The 20,371-nt window shown below is 42.1% G+C and carries 21 protein-coding genes; 15 read left to right on the forward strand and 6 right to left on the reverse strand.

The genetic code is table 11. From position 1 onward, the window contains the following. The first annotated feature begins 7 nt into the window (after positions 1-7). The 3 genes from hutI (at position 8) to QNI29_RS08305 (ending at position 3,752) form a co-directional block, all read left to right on the forward strand. Positions 8-1,279, forward strand: coding sequence for an imidazolonepropionase (gene hutI / locus QNI29_RS08295; RefSeq protein ID WP_231415971.1), 1,272 nt, complete (start codon positions 8-10; stop codon positions 1,277-1,279). After that, a complete protein-coding gene (locus QNI29_RS08300; RefSeq protein ID WP_231415972.1) occupies positions 1,276-2,265 on the forward strand; it encodes an agmatinase family protein in 990 nt (329 codons plus the stop codon). The genes hutI and QNI29_RS08300 overlap by 4 nt, the downstream gene beginning before the upstream one ends. Positions 2,266-2,366: 101 nt before the next feature. After that, positions 2,367-3,752, forward strand: a complete 1,386-nt coding sequence (locus QNI29_RS08305) for a YjiH family protein (protein WP_284526950.1) — start codon at positions 2,367-2,369, stop codon at positions 3,750-3,752. 104 nt (positions 3,753-3,856) lie between these two features. Here the strand turns inward: QNI29_RS08305 and QNI29_RS08310 are convergent, their stop codons facing one another. Next, entirely contained in the window at positions 3,857-4,051 is a 195-nt protein-coding gene (locus QNI29_RS08310; RefSeq protein WP_231415975.1) for a hypothetical protein, read from the reverse strand. A 152-nt stretch (positions 4,052-4,203) separates the two neighbouring features. Here QNI29_RS08310 and QNI29_RS08315 point away from each other — a divergent pair, with 152 nt between their 5' ends. Beyond that, positions 4,204-5,073, forward strand: coding sequence for a 5'-3' exonuclease (locus QNI29_RS08315; RefSeq protein WP_231415977.1), 870 nt, complete (start codon positions 4,204-4,206; stop codon positions 5,071-5,073). 65 nt (positions 5,074-5,138) lie between these two features. Here the strand turns inward: QNI29_RS08315 and QNI29_RS08320 are convergent, their stop codons facing one another. Next, positions 5,139-5,303: a hypothetical protein gene (locus tag QNI29_RS08320; RefSeq protein WP_231415979.1), complete on the reverse strand. Its 165-nt coding sequence runs from the start codon at positions 5,301-5,303 to the stop codon at positions 5,139-5,141. Between the two features lie 189 nt (positions 5,304-5,492). Between QNI29_RS08320 and QNI29_RS08325 the strand changes: the two genes are divergently transcribed. Then, complete coding sequence (locus tag QNI29_RS08325) at positions 5,493-6,149, forward strand: peroxiredoxin (protein ID WP_231415980.1); 657 nt, start codon at positions 5,493-5,495, stop codon at positions 6,147-6,149. 56 nt (positions 6,150-6,205) lie between these two features. Here QNI29_RS08325 and QNI29_RS08330 read toward each other — a convergent pair whose 3' ends face one another. Beyond that, positions 6,206-7,057 carry a LysR family transcriptional regulator gene (locus QNI29_RS08330; protein WP_231415982.1) on the reverse strand — a complete coding sequence of 284 codons (852 nt, stop codon included), beginning with the start codon at positions 7,055-7,057 and terminating at the stop codon, positions 6,206-6,208. Positions 7,058-7,165: 108 nt separating this feature from the next. On the opposite strand from QNI29_RS08330, the gene QNI29_RS08335 reads away from it, so the two are divergent. From QNI29_RS08335 to QNI29_RS08360, 6 genes are all read left to right on the forward strand, one after another. Beyond that, positions 7,166-7,936 (forward strand): class I SAM-dependent methyltransferase, encoded by a 771-nt coding sequence (locus QNI29_RS08335; protein WP_354665932.1) that lies wholly within the window; start codon positions 7,166-7,168, stop codon positions 7,934-7,936. A 211-nt stretch (positions 7,937-8,147) separates the two neighbouring features. Further along, complete coding sequence (locus tag QNI29_RS08340) at positions 8,148-8,759, forward strand: trimeric intracellular cation channel family protein (RefSeq protein WP_231415983.1); 612 nt, start codon at positions 8,148-8,150, stop codon at positions 8,757-8,759. A gap of 81 nt (positions 8,760-8,840) precedes the next feature. Continuing rightward, on the forward strand, positions 8,841-9,941 hold the full coding sequence (ddlA, locus tag QNI29_RS08345; RefSeq protein ID WP_231415985.1) for a D-alanine--D-alanine ligase: 1,101 nt from the start codon (positions 8,841-8,843) through the stop codon (positions 9,939-9,941). A gap of 503 nt (positions 9,942-10,444) precedes the next feature. After that, positions 10,445-10,648, forward strand: a complete 204-nt coding sequence (locus QNI29_RS08350; RefSeq protein ID WP_231415987.1) for a zinc ribbon domain-containing protein — start codon at positions 10,445-10,447, stop codon at positions 10,646-10,648. A 68-nt stretch (positions 10,649-10,716) separates the two neighbouring features. Then, the gene (locus tag QNI29_RS08355; protein ID WP_231415989.1) at positions 10,717-11,661 is read left to right on the forward strand and encodes a hypothetical protein; all 945 of its coding nucleotides are present in this window, start codon (positions 10,717-10,719) and stop codon (positions 11,659-11,661) included. A 63-nt stretch (positions 11,662-11,724) separates the two neighbouring features. Beyond that, complete coding sequence (locus QNI29_RS08360; protein ID WP_231415990.1) at positions 11,725-12,573, forward strand: SDR family oxidoreductase; 849 nt, start codon at positions 11,725-11,727, stop codon at positions 12,571-12,573. A 31-nt stretch (positions 12,574-12,604) separates the two neighbouring features. Here QNI29_RS08360 and QNI29_RS08365 read toward each other — a convergent pair whose 3' ends face one another. Together QNI29_RS08365 and QNI29_RS08370 are read right to left on the reverse strand one after the other, a co-directional pair. After that, positions 12,605-13,582: a zinc-binding dehydrogenase gene (locus QNI29_RS08365; protein WP_231415991.1), complete on the reverse strand. Its 978-nt coding sequence runs from the start codon at positions 13,580-13,582 to the stop codon at positions 12,605-12,607. 186 nt (positions 13,583-13,768) lie between these two features. Further along, a complete protein-coding gene (locus tag QNI29_RS08370; RefSeq protein WP_231415993.1) occupies positions 13,769-15,010 on the reverse strand; it encodes a YeeE/YedE family protein in 1,242 nt (413 codons plus the stop codon). A gap of 249 nt (positions 15,011-15,259) precedes the next feature. On the opposite strand from QNI29_RS08370, the gene QNI29_RS08375 reads away from it, so the two are divergent. The 3 genes from QNI29_RS08375 (at position 15,260) to pgmB (ending at position 18,220) form a co-directional block, all read left to right on the forward strand. Then, positions 15,260-15,655: a secondary thiamine-phosphate synthase enzyme YjbQ gene (locus QNI29_RS08375; protein WP_231415994.1), complete on the forward strand. Its 396-nt coding sequence runs from the start codon at positions 15,260-15,262 to the stop codon at positions 15,653-15,655. Between the two features lie 121 nt (positions 15,656-15,776). Next, positions 15,777-17,438, forward strand: coding sequence for a D-alanyl-D-alanine carboxypeptidase family protein (locus QNI29_RS08380; RefSeq protein ID WP_231417542.1), 1,662 nt, complete (start codon positions 15,777-15,779; stop codon positions 17,436-17,438). Positions 17,439-17,548: 110 nt separating this feature from the next. Next, the gene (gene pgmB, locus QNI29_RS08385; protein ID WP_231415996.1) at positions 17,549-18,220 is read left to right on the forward strand and encodes a beta-phosphoglucomutase; all 672 of its coding nucleotides are present in this window, start codon (positions 17,549-17,551) and stop codon (positions 18,218-18,220) included. A 268-nt stretch (positions 18,221-18,488) separates the two neighbouring features. On the opposite strand, the gene QNI29_RS08390 is transcribed toward pgmB, so the two are convergent. Next, positions 18,489-18,854, reverse strand: coding sequence for a response regulator (locus QNI29_RS08390; RefSeq protein ID WP_231415998.1), 366 nt, complete (start codon positions 18,852-18,854; stop codon positions 18,489-18,491). 262 nt (positions 18,855-19,116) lie between these two features. On the opposite strand from QNI29_RS08390, the gene QNI29_RS08395 reads away from it, so the two are divergent. Next, a complete protein-coding gene (locus QNI29_RS08395; protein WP_231416000.1) occupies positions 19,117-20,361 on the forward strand; it encodes an S-layer homology domain-containing protein in 1,245 nt (414 codons plus the stop codon). Positions 20,362-20,371: the final 10 nt, after the last annotated feature.

Genomic DNA, 20,371 nt, shown 5'->3' on the forward strand with positions numbered 1-20,371 from the left:
AGCAGACATGAAACCAATTTATATCCGACGTGCTAGTCAGGTGGTTGGTGCTCCGAAAGATACAGGAGCCCCTTTGACTAAGTCAGCAATGAATGAACTAAACGTAATCGAAAATGGGAGCGTGTGGATTGAGGACGGCAAGATCAAACGAGTCGCACACGATGACCAATTAATGAAGGAGTTTGGAAGCCGTGTAGATGAGGCGGAGGTCATTGACGCGAGAGGAAAGCTTGTGACGCCAGGTCTTGTGGACCCTCATACGCACCTTGTTCACGCAGGTACAAGGGAAAATGAATTTGATATGCGGTTAAACGGAAAGACATATATGGACATTATGAATGCAGGCGGTGGGATCCATGCGACGACAAAAGCCACCCGGGGAGCGAGTGAAGAGGAATTATATGAGGCAAGTTTTGAAAGACTGAATCAGTTTCTTCTACACGGAGTTACGACAGTAGAAGCGAAGAGTGGCTATGGGATGAATTTAGAAGTGGAGATGAGGCAACTTCAAGTGGCCCGTCAGTTAAACGAACATCACCCGGTCGACCTTGTCAGTACGTTTATGGGAGCCCACGTGGTTCCTCCTGAGTATAAAGAAGATAAGGATGCATTTGTTGATCTCGTTATCAATGAGATGCTTCCTGAAGTAGCTCAATCCGGACTAGCGGAATTTAACGATGTCTTCTGTGAACGCGGAGTTTTTACCCCTGAGCAGACTAAGCGGATTTTAGAAGCTGGAAAAGAATATGGGCTTTATCCTAAGATTCATGCTGATGAAATTGAACCCTACAAAGGAGCAGAACTTGCCGCTGAAGTCGGGGCTGTTTCGGCTGATCATTTGCTACGTGCTTCTGATGAAGGGGTCCGGCAAATGGCAGACCGCGGCGTAATAGGTGTACTGTTACCTGGAACAGCCTTTTTCTTAATGGCTGATAGCGCAAATGGACGCGGTATGATTGATGCTGGTGTGCCGGTAGCGTTGTCGACGGATTGCAATCCAGGTTCTTCTCCAACCGTTTCTCTTCCTCTAATTATGAATCTTGGCTGCTTAAAGATGGGCATGACGCCTGCTGAAGTGTTAAACGCAGCTACTGTAAATGCAGCTCATGCGATTCGACGTGGTAATGTAGCGGGTTGTTTACAAGAGGGGAGACAAGCGGATGTTGTGATCCATAATACCCCGAACTTTATGCAGCTACAGTATCGCTACGGGGTCAACCATACAGATACGGTTATTAAATCTGGAAAGGTGGTTGTAAAGGAGGGTGCTCTTCTATGAGAGACTACCCGTATCCACAGCTCGAGCGGCCTTCTTTTAAATGGAACAGGGCAACAGCTGAGGATCCAAAAGTTCATGAGTGGATTAAAACGATACCAGAAGACGGGGAAGTGGACTGGAGCTCGGTGGATGTGACCTTGCTCGGAGTGCCGCTCAGCCGGTCCTCAATCAGTGCCTCCGCTGCAAGTGAGAATCCAGATGCGATGCGGAGAGCCTGGAAGTCGTTTTCGACCTATAACATTGATTATGATAGAGATCTTTCCACCTTAACCGTGATGGACCTTGGTGATACAAGGCAGCACGTAACGGATATAGAAACTTGCCACAAGCACATTACAGAAGCAATGGAAGCAGGGCGTAAGGTGCACCCGCATACGCTTCCATTGACGCTTGGAGGAGATCATTCCATTACAGCGATGCTCATTAAAGGAATGAAACGAGCCGAGCCTGAAGAGCGGATAGGACTCCTGCAATTTGATACGCACTTTGACTTGAGGGACTTAGAAACATTTGGACCCGCGAATGGAACGCCTGTAAGGAATTTGATTGAGAGCGGGACCATAAAAGGGGAAGATGTGTACAATATTGGTCTGCATGGCTTCTTTAATGGAAAATCACTTAAAACTTATGCCGATCAGGTAGGCTTGAATTATGTAACGATGAGAGAAGCAAGGACAAAAGGAATCGAGTCGGTAGTGACAGAAGCGATAACAGAACTCTCGCAAAAAGTCGATCGCATCTATATGACCGTCGACATGGATGTACTCGATATAACCCAAGGTCCTGCAGCTCCAGCCGCAACACCAGGGGGAATGCGAACCGATGAGCTATTTGAAGCTGTCACACTAGCCGGGAAATCCCCGCACATCAAAGCAATGGACATCGTCTGCCTAGACCCGACAAAAGACGTGGCAGACTTCACCGTAAAAGCCGCCGTCCACACCATGCTCTCCTTCCTAACAGGCATGACAATGAGAAACACATGAATGCTTTAGTGAACAAAAGCGTGCCAGACACCCGTCAGTGCTTCACAGCACGAAAGGGTGTCTGACACGCTTAAAGAGTAGTCTCACAGAGGATAATCTATATGGAATATTTTCTGAATATTCAATTTAATATAAGGGGGAAAGAGAAATTGGGGAATACGAATCTTCAAACTTCCAATAAAAATACGGAGTTAGTAGTAAACTCAAAAGGTAATGTATTTAGGTTTTTTGTATATAGTTTAATAGGCATTTTCATGTTTTTTGTTCCCGTTACGATTAATAACAATAGCACCATTCCTTTGGACCATTTAGTTGGATGGATCCAGCAAGCCTTTTCTGCAATTGTCCCTTATTATGCGTTACTAGTTATTTTATTGGGAGCATTCTATCCATTTTTAAAGAATACTTGGAACAAGAATAATGTTGAAATAGGTTTGTCTGTATTCAAGGTAGGAGGATTGATCGTAGCAGGTTTCATTGTATTTGATGCAGGGCCGAGTTGGCTTATGGCACCAAATATGGGGCCGTTTCTGTTTAATAAACTAGTTATACCCGTTAGCCTTCTAGTACCAATAGGAGCTGTATTCCTAGCTTTAATTGTAGGATTTGGATTATTGGAATTCATAGGAGTGCTATTGCAGCCAGTTATGCGGCCTCTGTGGAAAACGCCAGGTCGTTCTGCAATAGATGCAGTAGCTTCATTTGTAGGCAGTTATTCTATCGGGTTATTAATTACAAATCGAGTATATAAGGAAGGCAAATATACGAAAAAAGAAGCGGCTATAATAGCCACAGGGTTTTCTACTGTATCTGCAACATTTATGATTGTCGTAGCAAGGACTCTAGGTTTAATGGAGATTTGGAACACTTATTTTTGGGTTACGCTTTTTGTTACTTTTCTTGTAACCGCTATTACCGTGAGGATATGGCCTATAAGTAGAATCAGTGAAGAATATGCGATCCCTGAAGGTAAGCCTGAGCAAAGAGTCAAAGGGAATTATTTTGTTGCCGCTTGGAAAGAAGCTATGAGTGCAGCTAATCAATCCAAATCTCTATCGAAGAACATTAGCGAGAACTTTAGAGATGGATTTGTAATGACAATGAGTATCTTGCCTTCAATCATGTCAGTAGGCTTATTAGGACTAGTTTTAGCTGAATTTACGCTTGTATTTGATTGGATCGGTATGATTTTCTATCCAATCACATCCTTGCTTCAAATTCCTGATGCAATGCTGGTAGCTAAAGCATCGGCTGTAGAAATTGCAGAGATGTTCTTACCTGCCTTAATGATGGGGGAAGCAGTACTAGTATCTAAATTTATTGTAGGAGTCGTTTCGATTTCATCCATTATATTTTTCTCAGCATTAATTCCTTGTATTCTTTCAACTGAAATACCATTATCCATTCCTAAAATGATTATAATATGGTTTGAACGAACCATACTCACTCTTATTATTGTAACCCCTATAGCTTATCTCTTGCTATAGCGTGATAAAGGAATAAAGCGTGCCAGACACCAGTCAGTGCTTCACAGCGATAAAGGGTGTCTGACACGCTTCTTTGCGTTAAAGGTCTAAAGCGTTTTCCGTTCTTATAAGAAAATAAAAAAAGAACCTTCTCCAGGTTCTTTATATTCCATTAAATTTCCCTCATCCCATAAATAAGGGAATAGCTGCTGTTCAACTTGGGCTTCTGCTTCATGAAAAACGAAACTTTGAAAGATGTGGTTTCCAAGGAGAGATACATAGATCAGAAACAGAAGGACTGGTATGACAGGGACCCTCACATAACCCCCTCCTACGCTCATGGTGTTACTGTACAATATGTAACAAGGGCTTACATTATGCTAGCGTGATTTCCACCAGGTGCTAGTCCATAGACTCTAGAATATTTGTTATACTAGGGAAATAGAAAGTGATGAAAAAGGAGTACGGATAAATGGAAAAAAATAAAGTATTGCTTGTAGACGGAATGGCTCTTTTATTCCGCGCCTTTTACGCAACAGCAATGAGTGGATATTATATGGTGAACAGCAAGGGAGTGCCGACAAATGCAGTCTATGGATTTGTAAAACATTTGTTTGCCGCTATGAATGAATATAAACCTAGTCATGTAATTTGCTGTTGGGATATGGGGAGCCATACGTTTCGAAATGACCTCTACCCAGAATACAAAGCAAATCGCGGGGAAGCACCGGTAGAACTAATTCCGCAATTTGAGCTTGTTAAAGAGGTAACAGCCGCTATGGATATTCCGAATGTAGGGATTACAGGGTATGAAGCAGATGATCTGATGGGCACGCTTGCTCACGTCTATAGCGAGGATCATGAAGTGTTAATTCTTACGGGAGATCAGGATACGTTACAACTTCTTAAAGACAACGTAAAAGTCGTTCTCATGAAGAAAGGGTATGGGAACTTTGCAGAGTATGAGCATGGAACCTTCTTCGAAGAGAAAGGCATCTCACCCCAGCAAATGATTGACCTAAAAGCCTTAATGGGAGATAGCAGCGACAATTACCCTGGCGTGAAGGGAATTGGCGAGAAAACAGCTTTAAAACTATTGCAAAAGCACGAAACCATCGAAGAGCTGCTTGAGAATATGGAAACCTTGACAAAAGGGCAGCGCACAAAGATCGAACAAGACTTGGATATGCTCCATTTATCCAGGAAATTAGCTCGAATTCATTGCGAAGTCGATGTCACATGCTCCCTTGAAGATGCCGTACTTTCGATTAATGAAGGACGTATGCAGGATAAATTCAATGAGCTTGAGTTTAAAAATATTAATCGTTTAGTAAATCCATAACGGCTTTTCGACCTATTAGAAACAAAAAACGAGCAGGAAATCAGCGTGATTTCCTACTCGTTTTTTTATTGTTCTCTTTGATTCATTCGATTAGAAATGAGCGACATGATTATAACGATGATGACGACTCCGACGAAGTTGACCCACATAGGAGCCTCTAATGCGGATGTAAATATTCCTAATACGAATGCAAGAGCAAGTGTCCAGAAAAAGCGTGTTGTAGATTTCATGCACCAATCGACCTTTCTCGAAGTTGTATAGGTCCAGTGTAATAGATTTCTTTTCTAAAGGAAAGCACACTCTCTATATAGGGGTAGGTGTATAGGTATAAATGTTTATATTTGGAGATCTAGGTTTAAGTAGATGTTCATGAGGAATGAGTAAAGTGGTTGTAATCATATTCAAGGAGGTTTTACATTATGGAACAAGAAAATCAAGAACAAACGTACACAATGCCTAGAATTGGCGATGATGCACCCTCTTTCCAGGCAGCTACAAGTCAGGGGAACTTGAGTCTTGAAGATTATAAAGGAAAATGGCTTGTGCTATTTTCGCACCCATCTGATTTTACCCCAGTATGTACAACAGAATTTGTCGCTTTTCAGGAGATCTATCCTGAACTTAAAGACCGAAACACTGAGCTGCTTGGTTTAAGTGTAGATAGTGTTCCATCTCATATTGCATGGATTAGAAGCATTGAAGAAAACTTTAACACGACAATCGAATTCCCTGTCATCGCAGATTTGGACAAGCAAGTAGCTATGAAGTACGGTATGATTATGCCTGGTGAAAGCCAAGTCGAAACGAGTCGCGCTGTGTTTGTCATTGATGACAAACAGAAGATTCGTTCGATTATCTATTATCCTTTAACGACAGGGCGTAATATGCAAGAGATTCTTCGCCTTGTTAAAGCTCTTCAAACAACAGATGAGCACGGCGTTTCCACACCGGCTAACTGGACAGAAGGAGACAAAGCAGTCGTATCTCCTCCAAAAACACAAGAAGATGCAGCCAAGCGAGCACAAGAAGAAGGCATCGAATACATTGACTGGTATATTTCTAAAAAAGATATTTAAATCATACAAAGGTAGCCTCAAAAAGGGGCTGCCTTTTTTATGTAAGGTTAGGTTTTCTACATAAAAGTAGCCTCTTGAACAAGCTGAATAAAACGGTCTACCTGAGGGAGGTCGCGGGCGTTCTTCTGAAAACAAAGCCACGTTTCTCTAGTTAGGGGTTGGTCATTCAGTGTTAATGGGAGGTGTGGGTATTGATGAAGTTCTTCTGAAGCGACACTTTTCGGAAGAACCGCCATTCCAAGACCTTTCATCATAAACTGCTTACAAGTTTCAATTTGGTCGACTTGAATGCTCTTGTTTGGCTTAAAGGCAGATTGTGTCAGAAACCACTCATCCACTAAGTGATGGAAGGTAGAATCGCTCTTAAATGCAATAAGAGGACGTTCTTTTTCCGAAGAAAAAGGCTTCGTGTCATACAAATAAAGGGGATCACTCAATAGATGAAGGCTTTCCCCGTCTTTCATCGGTTTTCCTCGAATCAGGCGAACATGGAAGTTTTGATCAGGATTCCTGAGGTCCTCACTTAACCCTGTGACAAGATCTATTTTGACATCTGGATAAAGGGATGTGTAGGTTTCTAAGAGGCTAGGCAGAAATTGTTGACTGACTACAGAGGAGGCTCCGATAGATAACGTCCCTGAAACCTGGTCCCCTAACGATTGAAGATGAGCGTGTAATCCATTCTCACGTTCTACGACTTCCTTTGCATGCTTTACCACTTGTTCTCCGACAGGGGTTAAGAGGAGCTTTTTAGACGTTCTGACAAAAATGGGGTGTTGAAAGTGTGTTTCGATGTATCGGAGACGCTGGGTGATAGCTGGCTGAGAAACATATAAATGCTTAGCTGTCCCCCTAACCGTTCCGATGGTCGAAAGGTGAATGAGAAGTTCATAATCTTCTAGCTTCATAGAATTCCCTCCTTGATCGATAAGTTTTTCTTATTGCTTACTATTATAACTTAGTATTATTCCTAATGCGAAAGATCGAATAGGATAGAAGTAGGAGACAAAGGAGGAATGATGATGAACGTAAAACGAGATGTGCAAGAACAGTTTGGAAGAAATGCAGAGCGTTATGTGACAAGTACGACCCACGCAAAAGGAGAAGATCTTTCTTTGATGGTGGAATGGCTCGAGCCGAAGCGGTCATGGAAAGTGCTTGATATTGCAACTGGTGGTGGGCATGTTGCGAATCAGTTAGCTCCTCACGTAAAAGGGGTAATCGTGAGCGATTTGACGAAATCCATGCTTCAAGCAGCAGCTTCCTTTTTATCCCTCCATGAAAACATTGAAGCCGTGTTAGCCGATGCTGAGGATCTACCTTTTTTAGATCATTCATTTGATGTAGTGACGTGCCGTATTGCAGCACACCATTTTCCGAATCCTGATCGCTTCGTTCAAGAGGTGGGGAGAGTGTTGAAACCCGGGGGAGCTTTTGTACTTATTGATAATGTGTCTCCTGAAGATAAGAAGAAGGAAGATTTTTATAATCATTTTGAGAAAAAAAGAGATCATAGCCACCAACGGGCACTTCCGATTTCTGAATGGGAAATGCTGTTGGAACGCTCAAACCTTACAATAAAGAAACAGTCTTTACGAAAGAAAACCCTTCCGTTTCATGAATGGGTCTGCCGTATGGTAGAAGATGAACAAGAGAGGGAAGAGATTCATCAACTGATGGTCGGAGCAGATCAGGAACTCAGAGATTACTATCAAATGAAAGTAGAAAAGGATAGACTGCAGTCCTTCTCTATTGATGAATGGATGGTGTTTGGGACTAAAGCGTAAGAAAAAAAGAGCTTAGAGATCCCCTTTTTGTAAGGCCAGTACGATTTAAGTGGATGTATCAAGTTAGGCAAAATAGACAATTTATTCATGCCATTCTTATCACCTTCTTAAGAATCGATAAAATGATCCTTCTTAATCCGAAAGTTTTTATTGAATTTTTAATAGGGTTTTTCTATGATTGAGGTACGTTTGGGAGAGGAGATTTAGGTGAATGGCATGGGAGATTGTTAATATCATCGCTGTTGCCGCCTTTGCCTTTAGTGGGGCAATTGTGGCGTTAAGTGAGCGATATGATATATTTGGGGTATTTATTTTAGGGCTAGCACCGCCGTTTGTGGGGGGGATTGCTCGAAATATATTTTTGCAAATTGATGTTGTACATGTATGGGAACAGGGTATGTTTCTATATGTGGCCCTTGGAACTATAGCAGTAGTTTATTTCTTTCCGAAATCCTGGGTCATGTTCTGGGATCGGTGGAATGTATACTTAGACGCCATTGGTTTATCAGCGTTTGCTGTCCAGGGTGCGATGTTTGCACTAGAAGCAGAACTTCCGTTTGGCGCTGTTGTCTTTTCAGCTATTATTACTGGCGTTGGCGGAGGAGTTGCGCGTGATGTATTAGCGCAAAGAAGGCCTATGGTTTTACATAAGGAAATTTATGCGGTGTGGGCAATGATGGCTGGTGTATTATTAGCACTTGGATTAGTAGATTATCAGAGTACGGTTCAATTATATGCTCTATTTGGAGCTACAGTGTTGTTCCGTCTTCTTTCTTACCATTTAAACTGGCATCTCATGTTTCGGGACCTTTATAGGATATAATGGAGGAGAGCCTAGTTACATATCCGCTCAGTACAGAGAATAGAATAAATGAAGGAAACTTTAGAAAAGGGAGCGATTTTGATGAGTGATAAACTAAACGTTGGGGTAATCTTCGGGGGAAAATCCTCAGAACACGAAGTATCCTTACAATCAGCAAAAAATATCGTTGACGCGATCGACAAAGACAAATATAACGTAACGCTTATCGGAATCGATAAAGAAGGACAGTGGCATTTAAGTGAACCAAGTCACTATTTATTGAACGAAAATGATCCAAAGCACATTGCTTTAAATAAAACAAACGAAGGAATTGCGCTTGTTCCAGGGCAAGATCATGACCAACTTATACGTACTTCTACCGTAGAGAGCCTAGACGAGTTAGACGTTGTGTTCCCGATTGTTCACGGAACGTTAGGGGAAGATGGTAGTATGCAAGGCATGCTTCGCCTGGCTAATATTCCTTACGTAGGCCCGAATGTGCTTAGTTCTGCGGTCTGTATGGATAAAGACATCGCCAAACGCTTACTTCGCGATGCCGATATTAAAGTGGCAGACTGGGTCACGTTTAAACAACCTCAAAAGCCTGATATTTCCTTTGAAGCCGTTGAAGAGCGCTTAGGGCTACCGATGTTTGTGAAACCTGCTAATCAAGGCTCATCTGTTGGTGTAAGTAAAGTCCGGAATGAGCAAGAATTCTACGATGCGATTGAAGAAGCATTTCAATATGACACGAAATTAATTATAGAAGAAGCGGTTAACGGACGTGAAATTGAAGTAGCTGTTCTAGGAAATGATCATCCGAAGGCGTCTGTACCAGGAGAAATATTGCCACAGGGGGACGACTTCTATTCGTATGATACCAAGTACATTAGTGAAACAGGTGCCCTGTTAGAGCTGCCTGCTAAACTTGATGATCATACAACAGACCGTGTTCGTGAAGCGGCAGTAGAGGCTTTTCAGGCACTTGAGTGCGAAGGATTAGCGCGAGTGGACTTTTTCTTAAAGGAAAATGGGTCCCTTGTTGTCAATGAAGTAAACACACTCCCTGGCTTTACGAAAATTAGTATGTATCCAAAGCTATGGGATTTAACTGGCGTTTCGTATCCGGAGCTTATTAACCAACTGCTTCACCTTGCGATGGATCGTCACCACCGTGATAGTAATCTGAAAAGTTCAATCTAACGAGGAAGCCTTAAGGGATCTTTCCCCTAAGGCTTTTTTGTTACTGTGTGTTGTTTAAGGGAAATGGCTGTTTTGCTTAAAGTGGGTTTAAGGCGGTCCTCCACGCTGGAACTAGACTGGCTCTTCTGCCCACGGGAGTCTCGCAGTTTCCAGGCCCGCCTTTGCCGTATTTGGGTGTATGCAAAAAGCCACCTTGGGAGAAGAAAGCTCTTGTAATTCGAGCAACGGGGCCGTTCCCCTTTATAGCTAGGGTTTGTTCGGGGACTGCGAGACTCCCGCGGGGTAAGGAGCCTAGGGGAGACCCCGCAGAGAGCAAAGCGAACGAGGAGGCTTCCCAGCTCCCCGCAGGAAAGCGAGTTGTCCCCGAACAAACCCCAGCACACATCAAAAGTAACGGCCCATCCCGATTCGGAACAGGAACAAGGGAATAAAAATTTGAAACCATCTTCTATTCTATTCGTACATAAGAGTAGACGATATTTAAAATAAAGGAGTGCAGCTATATGAGTGATAAAGGTTGTCTTAAGTGTGGAAGTACAGATGCAGGTCAAAAGGAAGTAGCAATGACAGGAGCGGGGCTTGCGAAGATGTTTGATGTTCAGAATAACAAATTCTTAGTCATTTACTGCAAAAACTGCGGATACTCTGAGTTCTATAATAAACAAGCTTCAACAGGTGGAAACATACTGGACTTATTCTTTGGATAAAAAAACAGGAGGCGATGGGCTCGCCTCTGTTTTTATTTAGAAGGTAGGTAAAGGAGAGAATGGAGAACATGAAAACAATGTGGGTAGCTGGGATCGCCCTTATGATTGTATTAACAGGGTGCACCTCTGATGCAAGTCAAGAAGAGGATCCGAAAGAAGATCCTTCAACAAATGTTGAGGATACAGAAAAGAGTAAAGAAAGCGAAAATGTTGATACACAAGAAGAGAAAGACCAAGAGAAAGAATCGAATGACCAGAAAGAAGAATCAGAAGAACAAACTTCAGATAAGAAAGACGATTCTCAGAAAAGTGAATCAGATAACAATAAGGAACAATCTACAGAGAATACAAAACCGACCAAACAGATTCCTGCTGATTTAACAGAACAAGAAGCGAAAGCGGTCGTGGTGGAATATAAGAGAGCTTTCTTCGATGTGATTAACAACACAGATGATCAGTTAAAAATACAAGACTATACTTCTCTTCAAGCAATTGAAAGAGAATTCAGGACAGCTATGTCTGAGCCATTGGCAGACGAACTGATGTCTTATTACATACGCCAGGAAAATGGAACACTGTATGTCGTTCCGTCTAGTTCTCCGACTTTCCTAGAAGCGAGCCAGCCAGTTACAGTTGAGCGAATTGATGATAGGACCTACCATGTTGCACAAACCCGTTCAGATGATATGGCTGGAAGTACTAAGATCACGTATAAGCTGATTCATGATGGTACTCAGTGGGTGGTAGATGAGATTAAGAACAAGCAGCTAAATCAAGAAGCATCTTCCGCCAATCAAACTGGCGAACAACAAGCCGTGCTTGCTGTACGTGACTATCTAAATATCAGCTCAAGCGATTCAGTGAAAGTAGAAGTGGATCATGAAGAGAGTGGGAAGTATCTTGTTCACGTTTATGAACTAGTTGAGCAGGAGGGCAATTCTCATACAGCCACAAAAGGTTGGTACTATGTTGACCAGAAAACTGGAAAAGTGACGGATATGATGAATCCGTAAGTGCACTAAGAGAGAGGGAATACTACCTCTCTCTTTCTTTAGAATGGAAAGGGGAGATTGTGTATGGTAAAAGGTAGAGTAGCTGTTGTAACCGGAGCATCAGGTGGGTTTGGTTCTTTGACTACAATGAATTTGGCTAAACAGGGATATGTCGTCCTTGCTGCCATGAGAAATATGGAAAAAGTGTCTGTATTCGATTCTTATCAAAATGAGAAATGGTACAAACAAATAATCCCCGTTCCTTTAGATGTAGCGAAAGAAGAATCGATCCGTGACTTTAAGTATTATATAGAGAAGGTAGGACGATGTGATGTTCTGGTGAATAACGCTGGATATGCACTTGGGGGCTTTAGTGAGGAAATCAAAATCGAAGAATACAGAGATCAGTTCGAGACAAATGTATTTGGAGTCATGGGTATTACCCAAGCGGTCCTTCCAACTATGAGGCGACAAGGATTCGGAAAAATCATCAATGTTAGTAGCATCAGTGGCGTGTTTGGATTCCCAGGCCTATCACCTTATGTCTCCTCTAAATATGCACTAGAAGGCTATAGTGAAAGTTTGCGCCTTGAAGTAAAGCCATTTGGGATTGATGTTGCTTTAGTAGAGCCTGGATCTTATGAGACAAACATCTGGACCTCAGGACGTGTCGTAACTGAACGTTCCCTTCAAGAGGATTCTCCTTATTACTCCTACATGGAAAGCATTGAAAAAGAGTTAAAAAATGGAAAAGACTCCCTCGGTAATCCAAAGGAAGTAGCAGATCTTATCACCGCTCTCGCCAACAAAGGTTCTCTTAAAGCGTTACGTTACCCAGTAGGAAAAGGGGTAAAGGCTCTAGTGAAGGCAAAAGCACTGATGCCTTGGAGTACATTAGAAACGATCATTCTAAAAAAGTTAAAGCAACTTTAACAAGGTCAGCCCAGAAGGCTGACCTTTTTTGTTAAATCTTTGCGACAATCTTACCTGTTACATGACGTTCAGATAGGTCTACTAATGCTTGTGGAACCTCTTTAAGAGAAACCACTTTCTCAAGTAACGTTGAAATGGATCCTTCTTCAATCAGTTGGAACATTTCTTGCCCCATTAAAGCAAGATCTTGTTGTTCCTCCACATTATCTACCAGATGAGCACCACCTAAGGCAATTTGATGGAAGGAAAATGATTTTGTGAAATCTAATGCACTTGAGATATCAGGAGGACCTGCAATAAAGGCTATTTGTCCGTTAAATTGAATCGTATCAAGCGATTTTGTTGCGTTCTCTCGGCCAACGGTGTCGAGTACAGCGTGGACTCCCTTGCCATTTGTGATTTCTAACGTTTTTTCAACGAAATCGTCTTGTTTATAATCGATCGCATAATCTGCTCCAAGTGATTTTACAAGCGCATGGTTAGAAGCAGAAGCTGTAGTGATGACGGTGAGACCAGCTTGTTTCGCAAGTTGGATGGCAAATCCGCCTACACCACCTGCACCAGCATGGATTAAAATCGTCTGACCTGGTTGGATGTGCATTTTACGGAACAGGGCTTGATACGCTGTGTAACCTGCACATGGGACAGCTGCTCCGTTTTCAAACGAAATAGTTTCCGGAAGAATAGAAACCGTGTGTGCAGGTGTCACCGTATACTCCGCAAACGTACCTTTTTTCGACATGTTGCCGTGATAGACGACCCGATCTCCCTTTTGTACCGTTGTGACACCTTCACCGACTTCTTCTACAATCCCAGCTGCATCCACACCAAGAACATGAGGATACTCCCAAGCAGGAAGGCCATTTGTGGCCGTTTTATAATCAACTGGGTTTAGGCCAGCCGCTTTATTTCGAACAAGGATTTCCCCTTTTTGAGGAACAGGCGTATCGATCTCGCCTACTTTCATATCTTGCCATTGATTTTTACCTTCTAACAGCAATGCTTTCATAAGTAGGACCTCCTATAAAAATCGTAATCAGTTCTATTTTGTCATGAAAACGAAGGTTTTAACAGTACGCACTTTTTAGTGCCTAAGGTACTTTGAAGTAATAGTGTGGGCATCCTTATTGAGGATGTTCCCTAACCCTTAGAACACATAAGAAAAGAGCTAACCCTGGGGGATAGCTCTTTTAAATTAACACATAGAATCATTAGGATCAGGGTTCTTTAATCCGAACAGTGGACGGATAAAGAGAGCTAAGAATGTACCAGCAAGGGCCATAATCATCCAAACCCAGCCGTGCAGGCTCATTGAAGCAATGCCGCCAAAGTAAGCGCCGATATTACATCCAAATGCAAGGCGGGCACCGTACCCCATCATAATGCCACCAACGATGGAAGCGAAGAAAATGCCAGGTTTAAATCGCTGTGGTTTAAAGGAACCTTGAGCGGCAGCAGCGATAAAGGCACCTAGAATAATACCGAAGTTCATAACGCTAGTTGAATCAAGAAAGACACTGCTTGTTAATTGATCTGTACTCCCAGCCCAGTATCCCCAGCTGCTTACGTTGACACCGAGAGCCATAAGAACTTTAGAACCCCATAGGGCAAAGGCAGATGTAATGCCCCAAGGATTACCACGTACAGTAAGCGTAAGTGCGTTTAAAATTGCTAGCACAACAGCTGCAAAAAGTAGAGGCCAAGAACCACGCACAAGCTTCTTCCACCCTTTAACTGTAGGAAGTGGTTTCATTTGCGGGGGATTTTTCTTGCGAGCGTATCGTACGGTTAGACCATAAATTCCTGCAAATAGTATGATTTGGAACAACCAGCCTCCAAAGTAGCCGAATCCAGTTGACTCTGCCAGGGATATAGCGCCTAAAGAAGGCATCGTTTCACTTGTCCACCAAGGAAGGTGATAAGCACCAAGTGCTGATCCTGCAATAAATCCAATTAACGTTATAAATAGAGAAGCTTTCCCTCCTCCAACGTTATAAAGCGTACCAGAGGCACAACCGTTACCAAGTTGCATCCCAATTCCAAACAAGAAAGAACCAAAAATAACGCTTATTCCAACGGGGGAAACATATCCGCTCGGCGTCACACCTGTAAAGCTAAATCCTGTCGCCAAAATAATGGCAAACAAAGTAGTTGCAACAGCAAGCATCACCATATGAGCTTGTAATCCTTGCACGTTTCCTACGGAAGTTAAACGTCTGAATGCTGAAGTGAATCCAAACCGGGCATGGAGAAGCGTTAACCCTAGCGCCATCCCAATAATATAAAGAACACCTTGTGTCCATCCCGCAATCGAGACGGATGTTATAAATAGAATAATAGAAACTAGAATCCCTAACGTCACAAGCGGTTTTTGTACCGGGTTAAGTGTGGATGTGACGGTTGTAAAGGGGCGATTTTTAACAGTTGCTGTTTCCATCTTTATTACACCACCAATTCTTATCAATTTACTGTGAATTAAATCCTTTACGTATAATAATATGAATTGATTGATTTGTAAATTAAAAAACTTGGCTCTTAAAAAAAGTATGTGAGGAAGGGCATAAAACGAATGTTTCAAAAGGACATTTTCATCACAGTAGAGCAAATTAACACTTTATACGCATTGAAAATGAGAGGTTTCTTTCTTATAAAAACGGAAACATAACAAGAAAGGAGTGTGGAAGTTATGAAAACATTTACAGTAAGAACAACAGAGCACGATCAAATGATTGATATTACTTCAGAAGTAGAAGATTGGATCAAGACTGAAGGGGTTGAGGAAGGTGTCGTAGTTATTACATCTATGCATACTACTGCTGGAATCACGGTAAATGAGAACGCAGATCCTGATGTGAAAACGGATTTTTTGCGGCGGTTAGATGAAGTATTCCCATGGAATCATCCAAAGGATCTTCATGGTGAAGGCAATACAGCTTCTCATTTGAAAACGAGTACGGTCGGCTCGTCTGAAATGGTCATCATTTCTGAAGGTAAGCTTGTGCTTGGAACGTGGCAAGGCATATATTTCTGTGAATTCGATGGACCTAGAGAGAGAAAGTACGCAGCTACATTAATGCGATAAGCGACTTGGTGGATGAAGTTATTTTTTTCTTACCTTCTATAAGTCTAAGTTTACGTTTTACTCCCCTTCATTAGGGAACTGTGTGAATAACACAATGCAAGGGGGACTAAATGTGAAAGGCATGTTCAAAGTAGGGGTATGTTTTATGTTTTTATCTGTACTCATTCTCTTTCCTTTCAAAAGAAGCGTCCTGAGTGCAGTGGATTTTCCGGATTTATCAGAAGAGACGCGTGGATATAATGAAATTCAATACTTAGCGGACCAAGGGATTATTCATGGATATGAAGATGGTGAATTTAAATCATCTCAGGACGTCACACGACTTCAAGTAACGATGATGTTAGTTCGTGCTTTAGAGCTTTCTATGGATAATCGACCTGATCCAGGTTTGAAAGATGTAAACCCCGAAGACCGGGGGTATCGTTATATTGCTACAGCAGTAGACGAAGGGGTCTTTCAAGGGACTCCGGATGGTTATTTTGAAGGGAGGAGGGACATTACTCGAGGAGAAATGGCTATTGTCTTAGCAAAAGCATTTAACTTAGAGATGGGATCTAATACAGTTGATTTACGAGATGTAGCAGAAGAAGAAACATACATAAGGATAGTCGTTTCTAATCGAATTGCTATTGGGTATCCCGATCAGAAATATCATCAAGATGAATCAACAAACCGTCAAAATTTCTCCGTTATGCTAGCTCGAGCGATAGATCCGAAATACATTGAACCAGCTTTTGGTGGATCTTGGTTAACTCACGCTTCAAACGGTAAGGTTCATCACTGCTTTGCAACGATGGACCAAGGGATTACGTTAGAAAAGATTGTTGAACGTGAAGGAGAGCCGGTGCGTAAAGAACGCATAGGAGAACGGATAGAAGCTGAATATGGCAAGTGTATATACGTATTTGAACAAGAAAAGCCTCGATTGATGAGAGAATTGAACTATGAACCCATGAATGAAGAGATCACGCCCACTTATGTTCATCAAAGAATCCCATCACCTGATCAGACTCAAATGAACGATGGGAAGTATGAAGAGATATATACGTACGATGAATATACAGTAACACTCCAGTACACTTCTAAAACCGGTATTATGGAGAGGCTGCGTATTCAGCCAAATGAGTTGAAAAATGGAACATGGTTTCTCGAGTCGAAGTATTTTAATAATCTAGATCGGGCTGATGGGACACCAACCATCACAAACCCAGAGAATCAACTGGTGCTCGTGAACAAATCAAACGTGTTACCGGCTGATTATACACCTGATTTAACAAGGCCCGACGTTCCATTTGTATTTGGTGATCAGGATTTGAATAAAAGTTATATGCGACCTGAAGCGGCAGAGCAGTTAGAAAGAATGTTTCAAGCCGCGGAAGGAGAGGGATACAGTATTTTAGCCGTCTCGGGATACAGGTCCTTTGATCGTCAAGATTTTCTTTTTCAAGCAGAAGTAGAAGAGTCCGGAAGAGAGGCTGCAGCGAAAGTGGTGGCCCCGCCAGGCACAAGTGAACATCAAACAGGATTGACGATGGATGTGACCTCACCGGCTGTAAACTATGGTTTAGTCCAACGCTTCGGTCAGACAGAAGCGGGGGAATGGTTACAAGCCCATGCTTATGAATATGGTTTTATCCTTCGGTATCCAAAAGGCAAAGAATCTATTACGGGTTACCAGTATGAGCCGTGGCATTTTAGGTATATAGGAAAAGAATATGCGACCCTTATTCACGAAAATGATCTAACGTTAGAAGAGTTCTTTACAAAGATGGATGAAATGTAATAAAAAGCTACGCGCCTCTAAAAAGACGCGTAGCTTTTTCTCTTGCGTTTCTTCTATCGATGCTGTACGCTTCTTCAAGAAAAACGATTGATCGTAAAGGAGTCTGGCCTATGACATGTAAAGCAGTAATCTTTGATTTGGACGGTGTAATAGTCGATACCGTTCCACTCTATTATAAAGCAACGTTACCGGTTATAAATGAGCTTGGTGTTCCATTCACAGAAGCCGATAACCTTGCCTATCAGGGAAGACCGCGTATGGAATTAATCGACATGATTGTAAAACGTTCTGGTAAGGTTTTCACGGAGGAAGAGAAGATCGAGCTAGGGGAGTGGAAAAACCGTAATTATCAAGAGTTGATCGCTCAACTAACTGAAGAAGATGCGATGCCTGGCATTTACAGATTTATTCAAGAGTTATCACAAGCGGGGATTCCAATGGCTCTAGCCTCTGCTAGCTCCAATGCTCAGTTTGTATTGAAACAGTTAGGACTCACTACGTTTTTTGACGTCATTATGGATCCAAAGTCATTAAAGAAAGGAAAACCAGATCCTGAAATCTTCGAAACAGCCGCAGACCGCCTAGGCGTACCCTATGAGAATTGCGTGGCGATTGAAGACGGAGAAGCAGGTTTAGAAGCCATTCGATCCACTCCTATGTTCTCAATTGGAGTAGGAACAGCTCCTTACTTAGACCAAGCAGATTGGACCATCCCAACAACCGCATCTTTAACATTAGAGAATGTCAACTCACAATTTAATAGAAGAGAATCGAAAAAATAATAGAATGGCTCTATTAAGGAGGGGTGTTGATTCACAACTCTTGTTCTAGCTGCGGGTCGTTTCTACTGTTTTTGATAAGGGAGGGCTGGGGAATCGGGAGACTCCTGCAGGAGAAAGAGGTCGACGAGACCCCGGACGGAACGGAGTGAGGGAGGAGGCTCGACAGCTCGCCTGCGGAAAGCGAGTCGTTCCCCAGACCTCCCTAGCTCTCATTAACCGTAAACGGCCCTATCCACATTAACGCTCAGATCAAGTGGACGGAACTTCCTTACACAAAAGAGGCGATTGCTTTGTCCAATACTTTCTTTAACTCATTAAAATGAGGTTTAATAATATAATCAATCGCTCCGATATGAAGAGCTTCTTGAATATGAAAGTGCTGACCGATCGAGGAGCACATAACGATTTTACTGTCTGAATTGATTTCTATCATCTTACGTAAGCAGCTCATACCACAATAATACGGAATAATAATATCTAAGATCGTAATATCCGGCTTGTGTAATCGAAACAACTCTATAGCTTCAAGGCCATCAGCAGCCTCAGCTATAACATGATAGTTAGAGTTAGCAAGCTGGTCTCGTAGGAAACACCTGGTGAGCTTAGAATCATCCACTAACATAACACTAAACATGCAACAAACATCCTTCTTCTTTAAATTATGACTATATAGGGGATGGAATCGTAACAAAAGCAGGCTGTAACAGATTCGTCTACCTACGCTATTAAATAGGAATAAATCCCCTATATTACCTATCACTACTATATCATCAATTCGACAAAATGTGACAAAATTACCATAAAAAAATAGAGTATAAATAGTAGTTTTATAGCCAGCTTCTGGTTCTTTATCTATATTTCCCTTCGTATAGTTTACTAGAAGGGAGCACGGGAGTATGCGTAAGTGGGTCATAATGATATGTGTTTTAGTATTGGTATGTGGTGTTACAGAAGAAATGATTTGGGCTGAAGAGGATGAGGCTCTTCGGTATGTAGCGATAGGGGATGAAGGAACGATGGGAGCGATCTCTGGGCGTTCTTTTGGAGTGAGTTATGTAGATTTAATTGCTGAGACGTTAAAGCAACACCATTCCACTGTAACGATTTCAACTGATCTTCTAGGTAAAAGTTATACCTCTGAAGCGTTACTGCATGCAATAGAGAATGAAAACGTTGAATCGATAGAGGAAGCCGATCTGATCACCTTATCGATCGGGCGTCAAGATTTATTGAATTATGTGGAGTTGAACGAACAAGGACAACTTGTCGCTTTTGAGCCAAGTATGTCTGAGATTCTGAAATTAAGGGAAACGATTGAAGCTATCCTTCTTGAAATTAAGAAAGAAACATCATCAAATCAGGTGTATGTAGTCGGGTATGCTCCCATTTTCTCAAGCGTATATGCTCAGGAGGAAGAGTCCTTGGATGAATTTATTAACCAAGCAAACAGAATGTTGGAAACGGTCGTTCATGAACAAGGCTTTCACTTTGTTCCATATTCCGAAGTTGGAGAAGACCCTACCCATTCATACGAAACCATCCCGACCCAGCATTGGCATGATCAAGTAGCCAAAGCATTTACGAATCAGCTGAACCTAAAAAAGGCCACAACCTACAGTTCTGTTCGCGCAGATCTCCTTCTTGAAAACCGCGTAAGTTTACTTTTTAGGAAAGTAGGAATTGACATAACAGAAGAAGACAAGCCCGTTCCTTACGAAGAAGCTCTGTTGGTATTAGGTACGTTCATTCCACAGATGGAAGAGACAAGCCTCGTTACAACTTCGCTTGATCGCTCAGATCCTCTATATGAAACGGTCGTAGGTTTGAAGCAGCTTGGCATAATGGAGCCATTCACTCCTGATCAGCGGAAAAGTAATATGCAAAGAGGAGAATTTACCATGATCCTTGCGCAAATTTTTGGAACAGGTGTAAAAGAAGTTGGAGATTTTAAAGATATCCAAATGGATGATCAAAGGGCTAAGCGGATAAATGCACTCGAGCATATAGGTATTGTGGAAGGATATAGGGATGGAACATTTCAACCTGATCGTTTTCTCTCAAATAGAGAGCTTTACCGCATCGTAAAAAGAACATATGAAGTGTATTTTAAAGAAATAGAAAAACGGACGAGTTCTAAATAGAAGCTCGTCC

Origin of the sequence: Pontibacillus chungwhensis, assembly GCF_030166655.1 — a bacterium.
GTDB lineage: Bacteria > Bacillota > Bacilli > Bacillales > BH030062 > Pontibacillus.